Raw genomic sequence first — 14472 nt, 5'->3', positions numbered from 1 at the left:
TTTCTTTGCTTTGTTTTCGTGGTTTGGTCGATTATTCGGGCGTTTTTACTCAGGAATGGCGGTATGCAGAAAAAAATATCCAAACGCATCAGCCTCGACGAGACCGACCTGGCGATTCTTGAGTTATTGCAGGAAGACGCCAGCATTTCCAACGCTGAACTCAGTGAGCGGCTGTCGCTGAGCCTTACGCCGTGCTGGCGGCGGCGCAAGCGCATGGAGGAGGCCGGGGTCATCAAGGGCTATCAGGCCAACCTTGATCGGCGAATGCTCGGGCTGGATATCATGGCGTTCGTGCACATTCGTTTTTCCACCCACGCCGACCACGCGCCGGACGCCTTCGAGGCGGTGATTGCGCAATTGCCGCAGGTGGTGGCCTGTCACAAAATTACTGGCGATGCCGATTATGTGTTGCAGGTGTTGGCCGAGGATCTTGATAGCTACAGCGATTTCATTGAGCAGGTGCTCAGGCGTCAGGTGGGGATTGCCTCGATTCAGTCGAGTCTGGCGTTGCGCGAGGTCAAGACTGGGAGCCGGATTGCGATTCCTAAATCGGGAAAGGACTGAGCGGGCAGAGGGGCAATCATCTTTTCAGTTTAAACGCGTTGTATGTCGTTGATGCGCCATTGCCACGCAGGGCTGTATTAATTCCAGCCTTTGCAGTGAGCGGTAATCTCTGCCCAGACTTCCCGATAGCTGAATCGCAACCACGCGGTGTGCAGGTTATGCAGTTGCCGCCGAATCCAGCTGTTCGTGTTTGCGAGCAGCATTTGCTCGATGTCCCTGTTCAACGCATCGGGTTCGAAACCTGTCCAGATCGGCGGGAGTACACATTCCAGGTTCCAGGCGCAGACGACGGCAACTTCGGCATACAGAATGTCTTTAACCTGTTCCGGATCATAGCCTTCGATTTGCTGGGCGATGTAGGGGTAATCGACGCCGGTGTCGACGAAAATATCGGAGAGGGCTGCGCGGATTTTGTATAGATCGGCGTGGCTCAGTTCTCGTCTCAAGCTTGGGCCTCCTGGCGTTGAATTGCGCTGATCCGATTGCACGTGGCGGTTCTTGTCTGGTGGTTAGTCGATTCTGAACGCGCGCTGTCGCTCAGCAAAGTTTCATCTTGCCGCGTGCAAAGCAGGCCTAGTCTGCTGAGACAAGATCGTCGCTGTTCATCCCGAGGGGAATCGTGCCATGCGCCTGAATGTCGTCAAAGTGCTGTTGATTGCTGCTGCAGTATCGGTGTTGAGTGCCTGTTCCGGCGCGGGTGGTTTGACCACCACCCGTTGTTTCTCCAGCGACTGTCAGTCGCCGGAGGGGCGCAACGCCAATACGTTGAAGTTCGGTGGCAACAGTATCGGCAGCAGTCTCAATCAGTACAGCTCCGGCATGCTGCATGACGATTAAGGATTACTGCGCGGCCGGTACGGCAATCCATTCGCTTAGCGTTTGCTGATATTTGCCGGTGACTTTGCTCAAGTGCAGCCACTGATCGACATACAGTTTCCAGCTGATGTCATCGCGCGGCAGCAAGTAAGCCTTCTCGCCATATTGCATGTACTGATGCGGATTCACCGCGCACAAGCCCGGTTTGAGTTTCTGCTGATACAGCGCTTCCGAGGCGTCGGTGATCATCACGTCGGCCTGGTTGTCGAGCAGTTGCTGGAAGATCGTCACGTTGTCGTGCAGGGCCAGTTGCGCCTGGGGCAGGAAGGCGTGGACGAAGGCTTCGTTGGTGCCGCCGGCGGGTTCGACCAGTCTTACGCCGGACTGGTTGATCTGTTCCACCGTCTGGTACTTGCTGACATCGTCGCAGCGCACCAGCGGGATCTTGCCGTCGGTGTCGAGGGTGTTGCTGAAGTAGGCTTTTTTCTGCCGTTCGAGCGTCACCGAGATGCCGCCCATGCCGATGTCGCATTTACCGGCCTGCATGTCCGGCATCAGGGTTTTCCAGGTGGTTTGCACCCATTGAACTTTGACGCCGAGGCTGTCGGCCAGCGAGCGGGCCATGGCGATGTCGATGCCTTCGAAATCGCCGTCGGGGCGTTTGAAAGTGTAGGGCTTGTAGTCGCCGGTGGTGCAGACGCGCAACTGGCCTTGTTGCTGGATGCTGTCGAGGTGCGAAGCGCTTGGTTCGGCGTGGGCGCCGGCGGCCACGGTCAGCAGGCCGCAGAGGATCATAGTGCTTTTTAGGGTTGTCATTGCGATCGGGGCTTCTGAGAAGGACGGTGGCCCAGTGTAGTGAAAGGCTTTCCCGGGTGTCACCCTGCTTCCGGGCTTAACGTGCCTAGCCACGCCACCAGCGCCACGATCAGCAATGCGATTGCCAGTTCAACGACAACGCTGCGTTTTAGCGCATTTGCCGCGATGACATATTGTCCATTGCGCAACGCTTGCGCCAACGCCGGACCAAGATGAAAGCGGTTCAACGCCGCCAACACCAACATCCCGGCAAACAGTAAAACCTTGATCGCGAGCAGCATCCCGTAAGTGCCGAGCAAGATTTCGTCCAGTCTCGCACCGACGATGAACAGGTAATTCACCACGCCGGTAATCGACAGCGTCAGCACAATCACTGCACCGATCCACTCAAAACGCCGAACCGCAAACGCCAGCGAACGAATGCGAGCTTCATCGACCGACCCCCGCGCCATCAACACCAGCGCCAGCATCGCACCCAGCCACGCGCCCGCCGCGAGCAGGTGCAGAATGTCGCTGAGAAAATGCCAGAACCGCAGTATTCCTTCGTCCATCGCCCCGTGTCCGCTCCAGGCCAAAGAGGCGAGGGCGATGGCGCCAGCCATCGATGCGAGCCACGCGCCCGGCCTGATCAACACCACGATCAGCGCGATAATCCGCACTGCCCACGCCAGCCCGACATCGGTTTCCAGCAGCATCATTTGCAGATGTGGCCACAGCGCCGCGAGCGCTGTTTCGCCACTCATGGCGCGGGTCATCAGCATCAATCCTGCCACTGACAACAACGCCCCGATCAATGCCATCCCGCGCAGCATCGGCCGAAACCGCAGCAGCGTCCCAGCGCTGTACAGCGCAAACAACGCCAGCCCGAACAACAGCAGCAAATCCACATACAACGCAAACCGCAGCACGATGTTGATCAGTTCAGCCATTGCTCACTTCACTTTGAACGTGACGTTGCCGGTGATCGGGTGCGTATCGGAAGACACTGCGCGCCATTGGACTTGGTAGGTGCCGGCGGGCAGCGGCGCGAGCGGGGTGATCAGCATGCTTTTCGGATCGCTGCCGGCGCTGACTTTGGCTTTCATTGGCATCGGCGAATGGGCCATGCCGGGCATTTCGGTCATGACCAGTTTGGCGCCGGAGAATTTTGTCAGCAGGTTCTCGGAAAAATGCAGTTCGATCTTGCCGGGCGCGGCGCCGTCGGCACCTTCGGCGGGAGTCGACGAGAGCAGTTTCGGGTGGGCTTGAGCGAGGCTGCTGAGGAGCAAGCCGCTGGCGAGTACAAGGGTGATTTTCAAGGTGCGCATGCAAGACCTCTGGAGTGTTTTTTAATGGAAATTCAGAACCACATCCGCACGCCAAGCACGAGGCGCGCTTCGCTGCGCTTCTCGCCTTCTTCGCGGGCGTAATCGGCGGTGTTGCCGTAGGTGCGGTTCCACGTCACGCCGATGTACGGCGCAAATTCGCGGCGGATTTCATAACGCAAACGCAGGCCGGCTTCAGTGTTGGCAAGCCCGGAACCGATACCCCATTGCGCATCGTTTTTGCCGTAGATGTTGAGTTCAGCGGTGGGCTGCAGGATCAGGCGGTTGGTCAGCAGAATGTCGTAGTCACCCTCGAACCGCAGCGCGCTCTGGCCACCTTCACCGATAAACGCAGTGGCCTCGGCTTCGAAGTTGTACAGCGCCATGCCCTGCACACCGAATGCAGCCCAAGTCTGCGGCGCGCCGGGTTTGAAGTCCTGACGCACGCCGCTGACCACGTCCCACCACGGCGAAATCGCATGGCCCCAGAGTGCTTGAATCTCTGCGTCTTCGGTCTTGCCGTTGCTGCGCTCGCCTTCGGAGCGCAGCCACAGACGATTGATGTCGCCACCGATCCAGCCGGACAGATCCCAGGCCAACGCGCTGCCGTCATCGGCGTCCTGCCATTCGAGTTTGTCGGCGAGGAAGTACGTGTTGATCGCGCTGTCGTGGACTTTATGGCCGCCGGGGCTGGTAAATACGGCGGCGCGGTCGGCGTCGGTCAACTGCGGGATCGGCGTGCGACTTTCCGTCGGGGCGGCGGGCTGCATCCTGCCGTCGTCCATGCTTTGCATCGCGGAATGATCCATGCCGGACATCTGGCTGTGATCCATGCCCGGCATGTCGCCGGCGGCCATCGCCGAGCTGCCGACCAGCAGCAAAGAAAACGCGGTGAGTCGAGTCATCAGCGGCCCCTTCATGCTTCCACCCGCACTTCGCGGAACATGCCCGTTTCCATGTGGTACAGGAGATGGCAGTGATAGGCCCAGCGGCCAAGTGCGTCGGCGGTCACGCGATAACTGCGGCGCGTGCCGGGCGGCATATCGATGGTGTGTTTGCGCACCTGGAAGTCGCCGTTGTCGTCTTCCAGATCGCTCCACATGCCGTGCAGGTGAATCGGGTGGGTCATCATCGTGTCGTTGACCAGCACCAGGCGGATGCGCTCGCCGTATTTCAGGCGTAAAGGCTCGGCGTCGGAGAATTTGATGCCGTTGAACGACCAGGCGAATTTCTCCATGTGGCCGGTCAGGTGCAGTTCGACCGTGCGGCTCGGATCGCGGCCATCCGGGTCTTCGAAGGTGCTGCGCAGGTCGGCGTAGGTGAGCACGCGACGGCCGTTGTTGCGCAGGCCGAGGCCGGGGTCGTTGAGTTTGGGCGCGGTGGTCATGGCTTGCATGTCGACCAGCGGATTGTCTTTTTCGCTGTCGGGATGGGATTGCATCGGGCCCATCGTCGAGTGATCCATGGCACTCATGTCCATCGAGCCGTGATCCATGCCGCCCATGCCCATGTCGTCCATGGTCACCATTGGGCGCGGGTCCAACGCTGGCACCGGCGCCGACAATCCGGCGCGAGTGGCGAGGGTGCCACGGGCAAAACCGGTACGATCCATGGCCTGGGCAAACAGGGTGTACGCCTCGGTGTCCGGCTCGACGATGACGTCGTAAGTCTCGGCCACCGCGATGCGCAGTTCATCGACGCTGACCGGTTTGACGTGCAAGCCATCCGCCGCGACTACGGTCATTTTCAGTCCGGGAATGCGCACGTCGAAATAGGTCATGGCCGAGCCGTTGATCAGGCGCAGGCGCAGTTTTTCGCCGGGGCGGAACAACCCGGTCCAGTTGTTATCCGGCGCGTGGCCATTCATGAGGAAGGTGTAAGTGGCGCCGCTGACGTCGGCAATGTCGGTGGGATTCATGTTCATTTCTGCCCACATCTTGCGATCGGCAACGGTGGCGCCCCAGCCTTTTTCGCTGACGTCGTTGATGAAATCGCCAACGGTGCGTTTGTCGAAGTTGTAGTAGTCGGACTGTTTTTTCAGGGTCTTCATCAGGCTGGCCGGGTCTTCGTCGCTCCAGTCGCTGAGCATCACTACGAACTCGCGATCGTAGTGGAATGGCTCAGGGTCTTTGGCGTCGATCACCAGCGGCCCGTAGACGCCGGCCTGTTCCTGCAACCCGGAATGGCTGTGATACCAGTAGGTGCCGTTCTGCCGCACCTTGAATTGATAGACGTACACGCCACCCGGTTCGATGCCGTGAAAGCTCAGGCCCGGCACGCCGTCCATGTTCGCCGGCAGCAGAATGCCGTGCCAGTGAATCGAGGTGCTGGCGCTGAGTCCGTTGCGCACCCGCAGCGTCACCGTATCGCCCTCGCGCCAGCGCAGCAGCGGGCCGGGCAGGCTGCCGTTGATGGTCATCGCCGTGCGTGGGCTGCCGGTGAAGTTCACCGGGGTTTCGCCGATGAACAACTCGAAGTCGCTGCCGCTCAGTTCATGCAATTGACCGGGCGCATTCCGCGCCCAGACCGGCGTGCGCCACAGGCCCAGGCCACCAAGCAGGCTGCCGGCGGCGAGGCCTTTGACGAAGGTGCGTCGTGATGGGTTGGAAGGCATGCGCTGGAAATCCCCGTTTGACTCATGACGGGGAGGCTAACCAGCGCCAGCTTTCAGTTGGCTGAGGCGGGGATTACAGTTTTGACAGGTTTAACGCGGCAAACGTCCCGAGATCCATGCACATTCCACCCTTGGACTTCCAGTTGGCAGTGCTCGCTTTGGCTTTGTGTAACAGCGGTAGCCATTCGTGCAGCGCTCCCAGGTTGTTTTTGTAGCCTGGGATATGACTGGCGCTCACATACTGCATGAACTCGGCTTGCCCGGTAGCCGAGTAGAAGACTGGCTCATTGGCGCCGTCCTCTTCTGCAAAGCAGAACTGCTCACCATCGTGATAGAAACTGATGAAGTGTGCATGCTGCGGGATATCGCTCCAGCTCTCCCAGCCAAATGCCGGTTGCCCTTGTTCCGTCGACTTCTGCGCCAGAACCTTTTTGCCTTTGGTGGACATATCGTGAATGTCGACAGTGACAAACCAGCGTTCCGAGCCGAAAGCATCAGGGTTTTTCATGGCCGCCGCGATCAGTGAGTCTTGCTGTGTGTCTTGCACCTGCCGGAATTTTTGCCGGGCTGCCCAGGCCGCTTCGATTTTTTTGAAGTAGGCACTGTCGACATCGATGGCATCCGACTCAGACCAGCGTTCAGCGAACCAGCGTTTTGCGTCCTGTATCGCTACGGTATCGTCCGTCAGGATGCCGAGTTCAATCCAGTGATTGGCTGCTTGACCTTCAATGCCCAAGCCATTGGCTGACGCGTTGGCGCTTCCCACGATCATTTCGTTTTCGCCAATGTAAGCCTTGGCATGGAGTCGAGGGAGGCTGCGAATGTTCGCTGGATGCAGTTGGAGCAGTTGCCTGACCACTGCGGGGTTGGTCGCCCCTGCAGACAAGTCGAGGAGAATGCGGACGTCTCCACGGCGTTGATCCAGACCCAGTTCCGTTATGGCGCGTTCGCCCCAAAAGGCGACGGCAATGTCCAATGAACCTTTGACTTCGCGCGCCCATTGAGCAAGTTGTTGCTGGTTTTGAATCAGTCGTGTCATCAGTACAACTCTAAGAGGTTAATAGAAGGTCTGCCGGGGCTGTCGATCCTAGAGGCCAAGCCCTTCCTGCACGACCTGCAGCAAGTTGTTTTCGGTCAGGGCGATGGCATCCAATTCCTGCCCGGTTTCGACGGTTTGCAACCACCAGTGGCTTTCGTGGTGTTCATCGACGGTTCGCAACAGATAGGTGTTTCTTTCCGGCAGGGTAATCTGCACCCGCCCGGCGCCATCCTCGGTAAACCGCGCAATGGGATCGAATGTCAGGCTTCGATCATTGGCCTCGATCACCAGTTGATCAATTGCGTAGTCATGCGCCTCACAATCCGGTGAAGTTTCGCAAACATGCGTAGGATTTCGCCGAATCTTCAGTCCTACTTCGGTGACGGGCTGCAACCACGCCTCAATGCGGTGGTACAAGTCATACACCTGAGCAGGCCAGCAATCGATTTCCAGTGCCGCATCCGCGTGGGTATGCCGGGTTTGTTTGAGTTTGGCGGCGAGTTCGTCTGCTTTACTCATTTTGGTTCCCTTGGTTTGGTGGCTGCCTGTTAATCGTAGACCTTTCAACGGCGTACGGCTTTGCCTTGCGTCATGCGCTTGCAACACAAGCGTGTCGAAATCAGTGCTGGCCAAGTCGGTCAGGATCAAAAACCATGGACGCAGGCGTCCCAAAGGAGTGGGTACATGAAAAAGCTGTTTACAATTTTGGCGGTGATTGCGCTGACGGCCGGTAGCATCGGTTTGAGTTCGGCGCGCCAATCACAGTCCAGCAAGGCCCAGGCAGAATCGGTGGCGGGGGTGTTCGATTACTACCTGCTGGCGCTGTCCTGGTCGCCGACCTTTTGTTTGACGCACAAAGATGACTCGCAGTGCACGGGCAAGGGCTACGGCTTCGTGCTTCACGGTTTGTGGCCGCAATACGCCAAGGGTGGCTGGCCGGAGTCCTGTCCACCGCTGACCACGCTGAACGCGGCGCAAACCAGCCAGGGCCTGACGCTGTTCCCGACCAAAAAACTGCTCGACCACGAATGGTCCAAGCACGGCACCTGCAGCGGCCTCGGCGCGATGGGCTATCTGGATGAAGCGGACAAAGCCGTTGGCGCGGTGAAAATCCCGCAGGAACTGCAACCGTTCAGCAGTTCCTATTACTTCGAAGCCCAGGAAATTGCTGACCTGTTCCGCAAGGCCAACCCGGGGATCCCGGCAGATGGCATCGCCGTCATTTGCAGCGGCCCGGAACTGTCGGAAGTGCGCGTGTGCATGGGCAAGGATTTGCAGTTCGGCGCGTGTGGCAAGGGCGTGAAAACCCAGTGCCGGGCGGGGGATATTCGCGTGCCGCCGTCGCGTTGATGTGCCAGAACTGATCGGCTGAACACTAAACTTGTGGCGAGCGAGCAAGCTCTCTCGCCACAGGGTTTCGACAGGCCTGGGTCATCAGGTCAATTCCCGCGCATCCACCCCCAACTCCCCACGCAAAAACTCCACCAGACCGCGCTGCAAACTGCTCACACGCCTTCATAACTGACTAACCCTAAAGAGGCATCGAAAATAAATCTGCGAACAGCGATCATCCAAATTCGCTGCGCGCCGATATACCTGGGCGGGAGCGGGGCGTTTGCCCCGTAGATTCCGGTGGGCTACGCTCACAAACATAAGGGTTTCCCTGCTGGCGCCCTTGTCGTACCTGCCCAGGACTTGCTTTTGCCTATCCCCATTCACGACCCACATCAGGCCCCCGGAGGCACCCTTAAACGCCTGCCGCTACGCAAAGCGGCGGTGCTGTTTATCGTTGCGGTGGGGTTGTGCCTGTCCGGTTTGCTGTACCTGCAACTGGAGCAGTCGCGACGCCAGGATCTGGCGGTGGCAAAAGTCGCGTCGAGCAACCTGACCCGGGCGATGGCCCAGCAGGCCGAAGACACGTTTCTGGCTGCCGATCTGGTGATGACCAGCCTGGTCGACTGGATTCAGGAGGACGGTTACGGCGCCGCGCAGAAGCCGCGTCTGCAGAGAACCTTCGCCCGGCGCGTGCAGCAACTCGATCAGTTGCACGGCATGTTCCTGTTTGATCGTGATGGGCAGTGGGTGATCACCTCATTTACTGATCTGCCCCGTGGTAATGGCGTGGCGGACCGCGAGTATTTCAAATTCCACCAACAGAACGCTTCGACGCTGGCGCACATCGGCCCGGCGATTCGCAGCCGCGAGAACGGCGAGTGGATCATCCCGATTTCCAAACGCGTCAATGATCACGCCGGCAATTTTCAGGGTGTGTTGCTGGCCGGGATCAAGATGTCGTACTTCGACCGCTTCTTCGAAAGCTTCAGCCTCGATGACCAAGGCATCATGTTTCTTGGCTTGAGCGACGGCACTTTGCTTGCCCGCCGTCCGTTTGATGAGAGCCTGATCGGCACGTCGCTGGCGCAAGGACGGATTTATCGCACGTTGCTGCCCGAGGCGGCGGCCGGCACGGCGATGATCAATTCGGTGGTCGATGGTGTTGTGCGTTTGTACGGTTATCGACGCTTGTCGGCGTATCCGTTGGTGGTGTCGTCTGCGACCTCGCGCGATACGATTCTCAAGGGCTGGTACGAGCGTGCGTTCCAGTCGAGTGTGATTGTCGCGCTGGTGATTCTCGGCGTCGGCCTGTTTGGCTGGGTGTTCATTCATCAGGTGCGCGACGGCGAACGGATCGAGAAAAACCTGCGCAAGGCCCAGCGCGCACTGGAGCAGATTGCGACCCACGACAGCCTGACCGGATTGGCCAACCGACGTTTGTTCGAGCGTTCGCTGGAGATCGAATTTGCCCGGGGCGCGCGGCAGGTCAGTCCGGTCAGCCTGATCATGCTCGATATCGATTTCTTCAAACGCTACAACGACGCCTATGGCCACGTCGCCGGGGATCACTGTCTGACCCAGGTTGCTCAGGTGCTGCGGGCGTGCTGTCAGCGCAAATCCGATCTGGCAGTACGTTACGGTGGCGAGGAGTTTGCGGTGCTGTTGCCGGACACCGACATCAACGGCGCGTTGGCAATTGCCGGGCAGATTCGACGCAGCGTGATCGACAAGCACATCACCCATAGCGGCTCGCCGACCGGGTATCTGACGGTGAGTCTGGGCTGCTATTCATTTATCCCGAGCGGCAATGACAGCCTGGAAGTGTTTATCCAGCGCGCCGATGCGGCGCTGTATCAGGCGAAAAATGCCGGGCGCAATCGCGCAGCGGTGTTATCGCTGGATAGCGGCCTGGCCGAATTGATGCGCTCCGATCGCTGAGCCATACGCTGACACAAACCCTGTGGGAGCGAGCTTGCTCGCGAAAGCGCAGTGTCAGGCGATGAAAATGTTGGCTGATCTACCGCCTTCGCGAGCAAGCTCGCTCCCACAGGGATTTTCATCAGGCCAAGGTTATGTGAATACCCAAACAATCAAGAGTTTTCACCACGGGTGGCTCTTGTTCGTTCAGCCGCCCGTGCCACCGCCCGCACCGCCAGTCCCGCCACCTGCCGAACCTGTGCCGCCGCCAGCCCCCGAACCAGAACCACTGGCGCCACCATTGGTGCCAGTCCCGGAACCCATCCCCGAAGACCCGCTGCCACCGGAAGGCGCGCCCGGCGTGTTGTCTGGCGGCGTGGTGGTGCTGGTCGGTCCGCCGGATTTGGTGCCGGTAGCGTCAGCGCCGTCGTTGACGGCGAAGCTCGCGGTCGATGCCGTGGCCAGCAACCCGGCGAGTAATAACGAAGTGAGTTTGCGCGTGATCATGATCCGTCTCCATAAAGGGTCTGTACCTGATATTGGTCTGACGCGCAGAACCCTTGGTGCCGGGTGGCTGACGAGCGGTCAGCAGCGAAACCGAGTGGCCTCCTGATCTTCGGCAATATTGGCTATTTGCCGGACCGGGTGTGAGGGCTAACGTAACCACACATTCACTTGCTACCCGGAGCTACCATGCAACCTCGTGCCGATTTCTACACCGCTTCCCCAGACGCCTTGAAAGCGATGATGGCTTTGGAAACGGCGGTGTCCAAACTGCCGCTGGAAAAAACCCTGATCGAACTGGTGAAACTGCGCGCTTCGCAAATCAACGGCTGCGCGTTCTGCATCGACATGCATACCACCGATGCGATCAAGGGCGGCGAAACCCCGCGTCGGCTGTTCGCGGTCACCGCCTGGCGGGAAGCGCCGTTCTTCAGCGACCGCGAACGCGCCGCGCTGCTGTGGACCGAATCGCTGACCCAACTGAGCCTGACCCACGCACCGGACGAAGATTACGACGTGGTTGCGGCGCAATTCACGCCGAAAGAAATGGTCGATTTGACCGTGGCGATCAGCACCATCAATAGCTGGAATCGTTTGGCCGTAGGTTTCCGCAAAACCCCGCAGGCTTAAGCCTCAACGCATAAGCCCTGTGGGAGCGAGCTTGCTCGCGAAAGCGGAGTGTCAGATAACAACCATGGTGACTGACACGACGCCTTCGCGAGCAGGCTCGCTCCCACAGGGGAAATGGGCATGGCCAGAAAATAGGGATCAATGCCCATCCGCACTCGGCGCCGCCGGTGGTTGCACCTTGCGCATCAAGGGCACCATCGCCGTGGCGATGACGAAGCACACCCCGATCATCAGAAAGGTGTCGCCGTAGGTTTGCGTCTGCGCCTCGCGGTAGGTCAGTAGCCACAACTGGCGCAGGCTGGCGGTGACACCGACGTCGCCACTCTGGCCCAGATTCGCCAGGTTGCCGCCGACCTGCGACAGCCACTGATTCATCGCTTCATTGCTGCTGTTCAAGTGTTCGGCCAACCGTGTGAAGTGCAGGTTGGTGCGGTCATTGAGAATGGTCGCGCACGCCGCAATACCAATCGCCCCGCCCAGATTGCGCATCAGGTTGAACAGACCCGAAGCATGCTTCAAACGTGCGGGCGCCAACCCACCCAAAGTCAACGTCACCGCTGGCGGCACTGCCAGTTGCTGGGCGATCCCGCGCAACGCTTGCGGCAGCATCAATTGCCCCGCACCCCAGTCGTGGGTGATCGGGCTGAACTCCCACATCGACACCGCGAACAAACCCAGACCGATCATCATGATCCAGCGCAGGTCCATGCGATTGGCCAGAAAGGCATACAACGGAATCGCCATGATCTGGAACACGCCAGTGGAGAAAACCGCCAGACCAATGTCCAGCGCGCTGTAGCCGCGTACCCGGCCGAGGAACAGCGGCGTCAGGTAAATCGTCGCGAACAGGCCGATGCCGGTGACAAACGAAAAGAAGCAGCCGAGGGCGAAATTGCGATCCTTCAAGGCGCGCAGATCAACGATCGGATTGGCCACGTGCAAGGTCCGGCCGATGAAGGCCAATCCCGCGAGGCCGCTGATCCACGCCGTGGTCAGAATGGTCTGGTCGCTGAACCAGTTCCAGCGCGGGCCTTCTTCGAGGGTGTATTCCAGGCAGCCAAGAAACAGCGCGAGGAACACCATGCTCAGGTAGTCCGCGCCCTTGAGCAGGGACAATTCCGGCTGGTCGATTTTCACCAGCATCGGTACCGCTACAGCGACGAAAATCCCCGGCACCAGGTTGATGTAGAACAACCAGTGCCACGAAGAAATATCAGTGATCCAGCCGCCGATCACCGGTCCCAAGGTCGGTGCCAATGACGCAACGGCGCCGATGGTTGCCGCAGCGATCACCCGCTGTTTGCCGGTGAAGAAAAAGAACGCCGTGGTGAACACCAGCGGAATCATCGAGCCGCCGAGAAAACCTTGCAGCGCCCGAAAAGCAATCATGCTCTGGATGTTCCAGGCGACGCCGCAGAGCAGGCTGGCGAGGGTGAAGCCGACCGCCGAAGCGCAGAACAACCAGCGCGTGGAGAACACGCGCGACAGCCAGCCCGACAGCGGAATCACGATGATTTCGGCGATCAGGTAACTGGTCTGCACCCACGCGGTTTCATCGGTACCGGCGGACAGCCCACCGCCGATATCGCGCAGCGACGCCGAGACGATCTGGATATCCAGCAGCGCAATGAACATGCCGATGCACATGGTCGCGAAGGCGAACACCTTGGTCGCGGTCGCCATGTCCGCCGCGTTGAATGGCTGCGCCGGGGCGGCGAGGGTGGTGCTCATGGCGCGACGGCCACGGCGCTGGTTTCCGGTTGCGCGCGGGTGTCGACTTCTGCCGTCACCGAGAGGCCCGGACGCAAGTGGCCGAGCACGCCGTCAGCCGGGTCGAGGAGGATCCGCACCGGCACGCGCTGGACGATTTTGGTGAAGTTGCCGGTGGCGTTTTCCGGCGGCAGCACGCTGAACTGCGAGCCGGTCGCGGGGGCGAGGCTGTCGAGGCGACCGTGGAATTCCTGGCCGGAGAGCACGTCGGCACGGATGCTTACGCGCTGCCCGGGTTTCATCCGCGCCAATTGGTCTTCCTTGAAGTTGGCATCGACCCACAAGCCGCTGGCCGGCACCACGGACAACTGTTGTGAACCGGCCTGAGCGTAAGCGCCAACCCGCGCGCGGCGATTGCCGATCACCCCATCGACCGGCGCGCGAAGTTCGGTGTAGCCGAGGTTCAGTTGCGCCAGATCACGTTCGGCGCGGGCTTGTTGAAGGGCGGCGCGGGCCTGTTGTTTTTGCGTGTCGATCACCGCCAGTTGGCGTTGCGCGGCGAGCAGTTCGGCCTGGGCGCGGGCACTGAGGGCTTGCGCTGTTTTGAAGGTCGCGTCGGCGCGTTGTGCGCTTTCCACCGACACCGCATTGGTCGTCACCAAGCGTTTGTAGCGCGCGTTGTCATCCCGCGAGCGTGCGGTTTCTGCGCCAGCGGCGTCGATGCCGGCGCGGGCCTGACCGATCACCGCTTGTTGCAGTTGTTCGGTGGCGTCGAGGTTGGCCAGTAGTGCTTCTTCGGCGGCAACGGCGCCTTCGGCCTTGGCGAGGTTGGCGCGATAGTCGCGGGCGTCGAGGCGGATCAGCACATCGCCGGCCTTCACGTGCTGGTTGTCGGTGACCAGCACTTCGTCGATGTAACCGGCGACTTTCGGCCCGATCACCGTGACGTCGCCACCAATATAGGCATCGTCGGTTTCTTCAAGAAAACGCCCCGCGCCCCACCAGTGCATGGCGTAAATACCGGCGAAAATCAGCGCGAGCAATCCTGCGCCCGGAAGCAAAACGCGTTTAAGCAGAGGCGGCTTGGTCTTTACCACAACAGGTTCGAGGGTGGGCATGCTGGTCATGGCGGATTACCTGCGTAAGCGGATCGTTATTACGGCTGTAATATGACGCAGGTAATATTTAGTGGCAAATTATTTCTGGTGCCAATCGTCAGTTGT

Annotated in this window: 16 protein-coding genes; 5 read left to right on the top strand and 11 right to left on the bottom strand. The window is 59.8% G+C overall.

Going from position 1 to position 14472, the window contains the following annotated elements; all coding sequences use genetic code 11:
- Positions 1-63 precede the first annotated feature (63 nt).
- On the top strand, positions 64-564 hold the full coding sequence (locus tag CLU80_RS03415; protein WP_099756755.1) for an Lrp/AsnC family transcriptional regulator: 501 nt from the start codon (positions 64-66) through the stop codon (positions 562-564).
- A 77-nt stretch (positions 565-641) separates the two neighbouring features.
- Here the strand turns inward: CLU80_RS03415 and CLU80_RS03410 are convergent, their stop codons facing one another.
- Positions 642-1010 carry a DUF7079 family protein gene (locus CLU80_RS03410; protein ID WP_286079696.1) on the bottom strand — a complete coding sequence of 123 codons (369 nt, stop codon included), beginning with the start codon at positions 1008-1010 and terminating at the stop codon, positions 642-644.
- A 178-nt stretch (positions 1011-1188) separates the two neighbouring features.
- On the opposite strand from CLU80_RS03410, the gene CLU80_RS03405 reads away from it, so the two are divergent.
- Entirely contained in the window at positions 1189-1401 is a 213-nt protein-coding gene (locus CLU80_RS03405) for a hypothetical protein (protein ID WP_038362448.1), read from the top strand.
- A gap of 3 nt (positions 1402-1404) precedes the next feature.
- Here CLU80_RS03405 and CLU80_RS03400 read toward each other — a convergent pair whose 3' ends face one another.
- From CLU80_RS03400 to CLU80_RS03370, 7 genes are all read right to left on the bottom strand, one after another.
- On the bottom strand, positions 1405-2196 hold the full coding sequence (locus tag CLU80_RS03400; protein ID WP_286079695.1) for a transporter substrate-binding domain-containing protein: 792 nt from the start codon (positions 2194-2196) through the stop codon (positions 1405-1407).
- Positions 2197-2255: 59 nt separating this feature from the next.
- Positions 2256-3125: a copper homeostasis membrane protein CopD gene (gene copD / locus CLU80_RS03395; RefSeq protein ID WP_095050548.1), complete on the bottom strand. Its 870-nt coding sequence runs from the start codon at positions 3123-3125 to the stop codon at positions 2256-2258.
- A gap of 3 nt (positions 3126-3128) precedes the next feature.
- On the bottom strand, positions 3129-3503 hold the full coding sequence (copC, locus tag CLU80_RS03390) for a copper homeostasis periplasmic binding protein CopC (protein WP_095124392.1): 375 nt from the start codon (positions 3501-3503) through the stop codon (positions 3129-3131).
- Positions 3504-3535: 32 nt separating this feature from the next.
- Positions 3536-4405 (bottom strand): copper resistance protein B, encoded by an 870-nt coding sequence (locus CLU80_RS03385; protein WP_099759337.1) that lies wholly within the window; start codon positions 4403-4405, stop codon positions 3536-3538.
- Positions 4406-4416: 11 nt separating this feature from the next.
- On the bottom strand, positions 4417-6114 hold the full coding sequence (locus tag CLU80_RS03380) for a copper resistance system multicopper oxidase (protein WP_099756753.1): 1698 nt from the start codon (positions 6112-6114) through the stop codon (positions 4417-4419).
- A gap of 73 nt (positions 6115-6187) precedes the next feature.
- Complete coding sequence (locus CLU80_RS03375) at positions 6188-7153, bottom strand: phospholipase D family protein (RefSeq protein ID WP_099756752.1); 966 nt, start codon at positions 7151-7153, stop codon at positions 6188-6190.
- 48 nt (positions 7154-7201) lie between these two features.
- Positions 7202-7672, bottom strand: coding sequence for a hypothetical protein (locus CLU80_RS03370; RefSeq protein WP_099756751.1), 471 nt, complete (start codon positions 7670-7672; stop codon positions 7202-7204).
- A 165-nt stretch (positions 7673-7837) separates the two neighbouring features.
- Here CLU80_RS03370 and CLU80_RS03365 point away from each other — a divergent pair, with 165 nt between their 5' ends.
- Both CLU80_RS03365 and CLU80_RS03360 read left to right on the top strand, forming a co-directional pair.
- The gene (locus tag CLU80_RS03365) at positions 7838-8503 is read left to right on the top strand and encodes a ribonuclease T2 (RefSeq protein ID WP_099756750.1); all 666 of its coding nucleotides are present in this window, start codon (positions 7838-7840) and stop codon (positions 8501-8503) included.
- Positions 8504-8854: 351 nt separating this feature from the next.
- Positions 8855-10426, top strand: a complete 1572-nt coding sequence (locus CLU80_RS03360) for a sensor domain-containing diguanylate cyclase (RefSeq protein WP_093433809.1) — start codon at positions 8855-8857, stop codon at positions 10424-10426.
- Positions 10427-10612: 186 nt separating this feature from the next.
- Here CLU80_RS03360 and CLU80_RS03350 read toward each other — a convergent pair whose 3' ends face one another.
- Positions 10613-10912 (bottom strand): hypothetical protein, encoded by a 300-nt coding sequence (locus CLU80_RS03350; RefSeq protein ID WP_093433811.1) that lies wholly within the window; start codon positions 10910-10912, stop codon positions 10613-10615.
- A gap of 186 nt (positions 10913-11098) precedes the next feature.
- Between CLU80_RS03350 and CLU80_RS03345 the strand changes: the two genes are divergently transcribed.
- On the top strand, positions 11099-11539 hold the full coding sequence (locus CLU80_RS03345) for a carboxymuconolactone decarboxylase family protein (RefSeq protein ID WP_093433813.1): 441 nt from the start codon (positions 11099-11101) through the stop codon (positions 11537-11539).
- Between the two features lie 138 nt (positions 11540-11677).
- Here the strand turns inward: CLU80_RS03345 and CLU80_RS03340 are convergent, their stop codons facing one another.
- The gene (locus tag CLU80_RS03340; RefSeq protein ID WP_099756749.1) at positions 11678-13270 is read right to left on the bottom strand and encodes a DHA2 family efflux MFS transporter permease subunit; all 1593 of its coding nucleotides are present in this window, start codon (positions 13268-13270) and stop codon (positions 11678-11680) included.
- A complete protein-coding gene (locus tag CLU80_RS03335) occupies positions 13267-14376 on the bottom strand; it encodes an HlyD family secretion protein (protein WP_093433817.1) in 1110 nt (369 codons plus the stop codon). Before CLU80_RS03335 ends, CLU80_RS03340 begins: the two co-directional genes overlap by 4 nt.
- Positions 14377-14472 lie beyond the last annotated feature (96 nt).

Source organism: Pseudomonas sp. 29, from assembly GCF_002754355.1.
Taxonomy (GTDB): Bacteria; Pseudomonadota; Gammaproteobacteria; order Pseudomonadales; family Pseudomonadaceae; genus Aquipseudomonas; species Aquipseudomonas neuropathica.
The sequence above is the reverse complement of the archived record's forward strand: the minus strand, read 5'-3'. Positions and strand labels throughout refer to the sequence as shown.

What these genes read in the sequence shown, in the direction of transcription:
- CLU80_RS03415 (WP_099756755.1), top strand. Translation starts at nt 64, where the DNA reads ATGCAGAAAAAAATATCCAAACGCATCAGCCTCGACGAGACCGACCTG.
- CLU80_RS03405 (WP_038362448.1), top strand. Translation starts at nt 1,189, where the DNA reads ATGCGCCTGAATGTCGTCAAAGTGCTGTTGATTGCTGCTGCAGTATCG.
- CLU80_RS03400 (WP_286079695.1), bottom strand. Translation starts at nt 2,196, where the DNA reads ATGACAACCCTAAAAAGCACTATGATCCTCTGCGGCCTGCTGACCGTG.
- copD (WP_095050548.1), bottom strand. Translation starts at nt 3,125, where the DNA reads ATGGCTGAACTGATCAACATCGTGCTGCGGTTTGCGTTGTATGTGGAT.
- copC (WP_095124392.1), bottom strand. Translation starts at nt 3,503, where the DNA reads ATGCGCACCTTGAAAATCACCCTTGTACTCGCCAGCGGCTTGCTCCTC.
- CLU80_RS03385 (WP_099759337.1), bottom strand. Translation starts at nt 4,405, where the DNA reads ATGACTCGACTCACCGCGTTTTCTTTGCTGCTGGTCGGCAGCTCGGCG.
- CLU80_RS03380 (WP_099756753.1), bottom strand. Translation starts at nt 6,114, where the DNA reads ATGCCTTCCAACCCATCACGACGCACCTTCGTCAAAGGCCTCGCCGCC.
- CLU80_RS03375 (WP_099756752.1), bottom strand. Translation starts at nt 7,153, where the DNA reads ATGACACGACTGATTCAAAACCAGCAACAACTTGCTCAATGGGCGCGC.
- CLU80_RS03370 (WP_099756751.1), bottom strand. Translation starts at nt 7,672, where the DNA reads ATGAGTAAAGCAGACGAACTCGCCGCCAAACTCAAACAAACCCGGCAT.
- CLU80_RS03365 (WP_099756750.1), top strand. Translation starts at nt 7,838, where the DNA reads ATGAAAAAGCTGTTTACAATTTTGGCGGTGATTGCGCTGACGGCCGGT.
- CLU80_RS03350 (WP_093433811.1), bottom strand. Translation starts at nt 10,912, where the DNA reads ATGATCACGCGCAAACTCACTTCGTTATTACTCGCCGGGTTGCTGGCC.
- CLU80_RS03345 (WP_093433813.1), top strand. Translation starts at nt 11,099, where the DNA reads ATGCAACCTCGTGCCGATTTCTACACCGCTTCCCCAGACGCCTTGAAA.
- CLU80_RS03340 (WP_099756749.1), bottom strand. Translation starts at nt 13,270, where the DNA reads ATGAGCACCACCCTCGCCGCCCCGGCGCAGCCATTCAACGCGGCGGAC.
- CLU80_RS03335 (WP_093433817.1), bottom strand. Translation starts at nt 14,376, where the DNA reads ATGACCAGCATGCCCACCCTCGAACCTGTTGTGGTAAAGACCAAGCCG.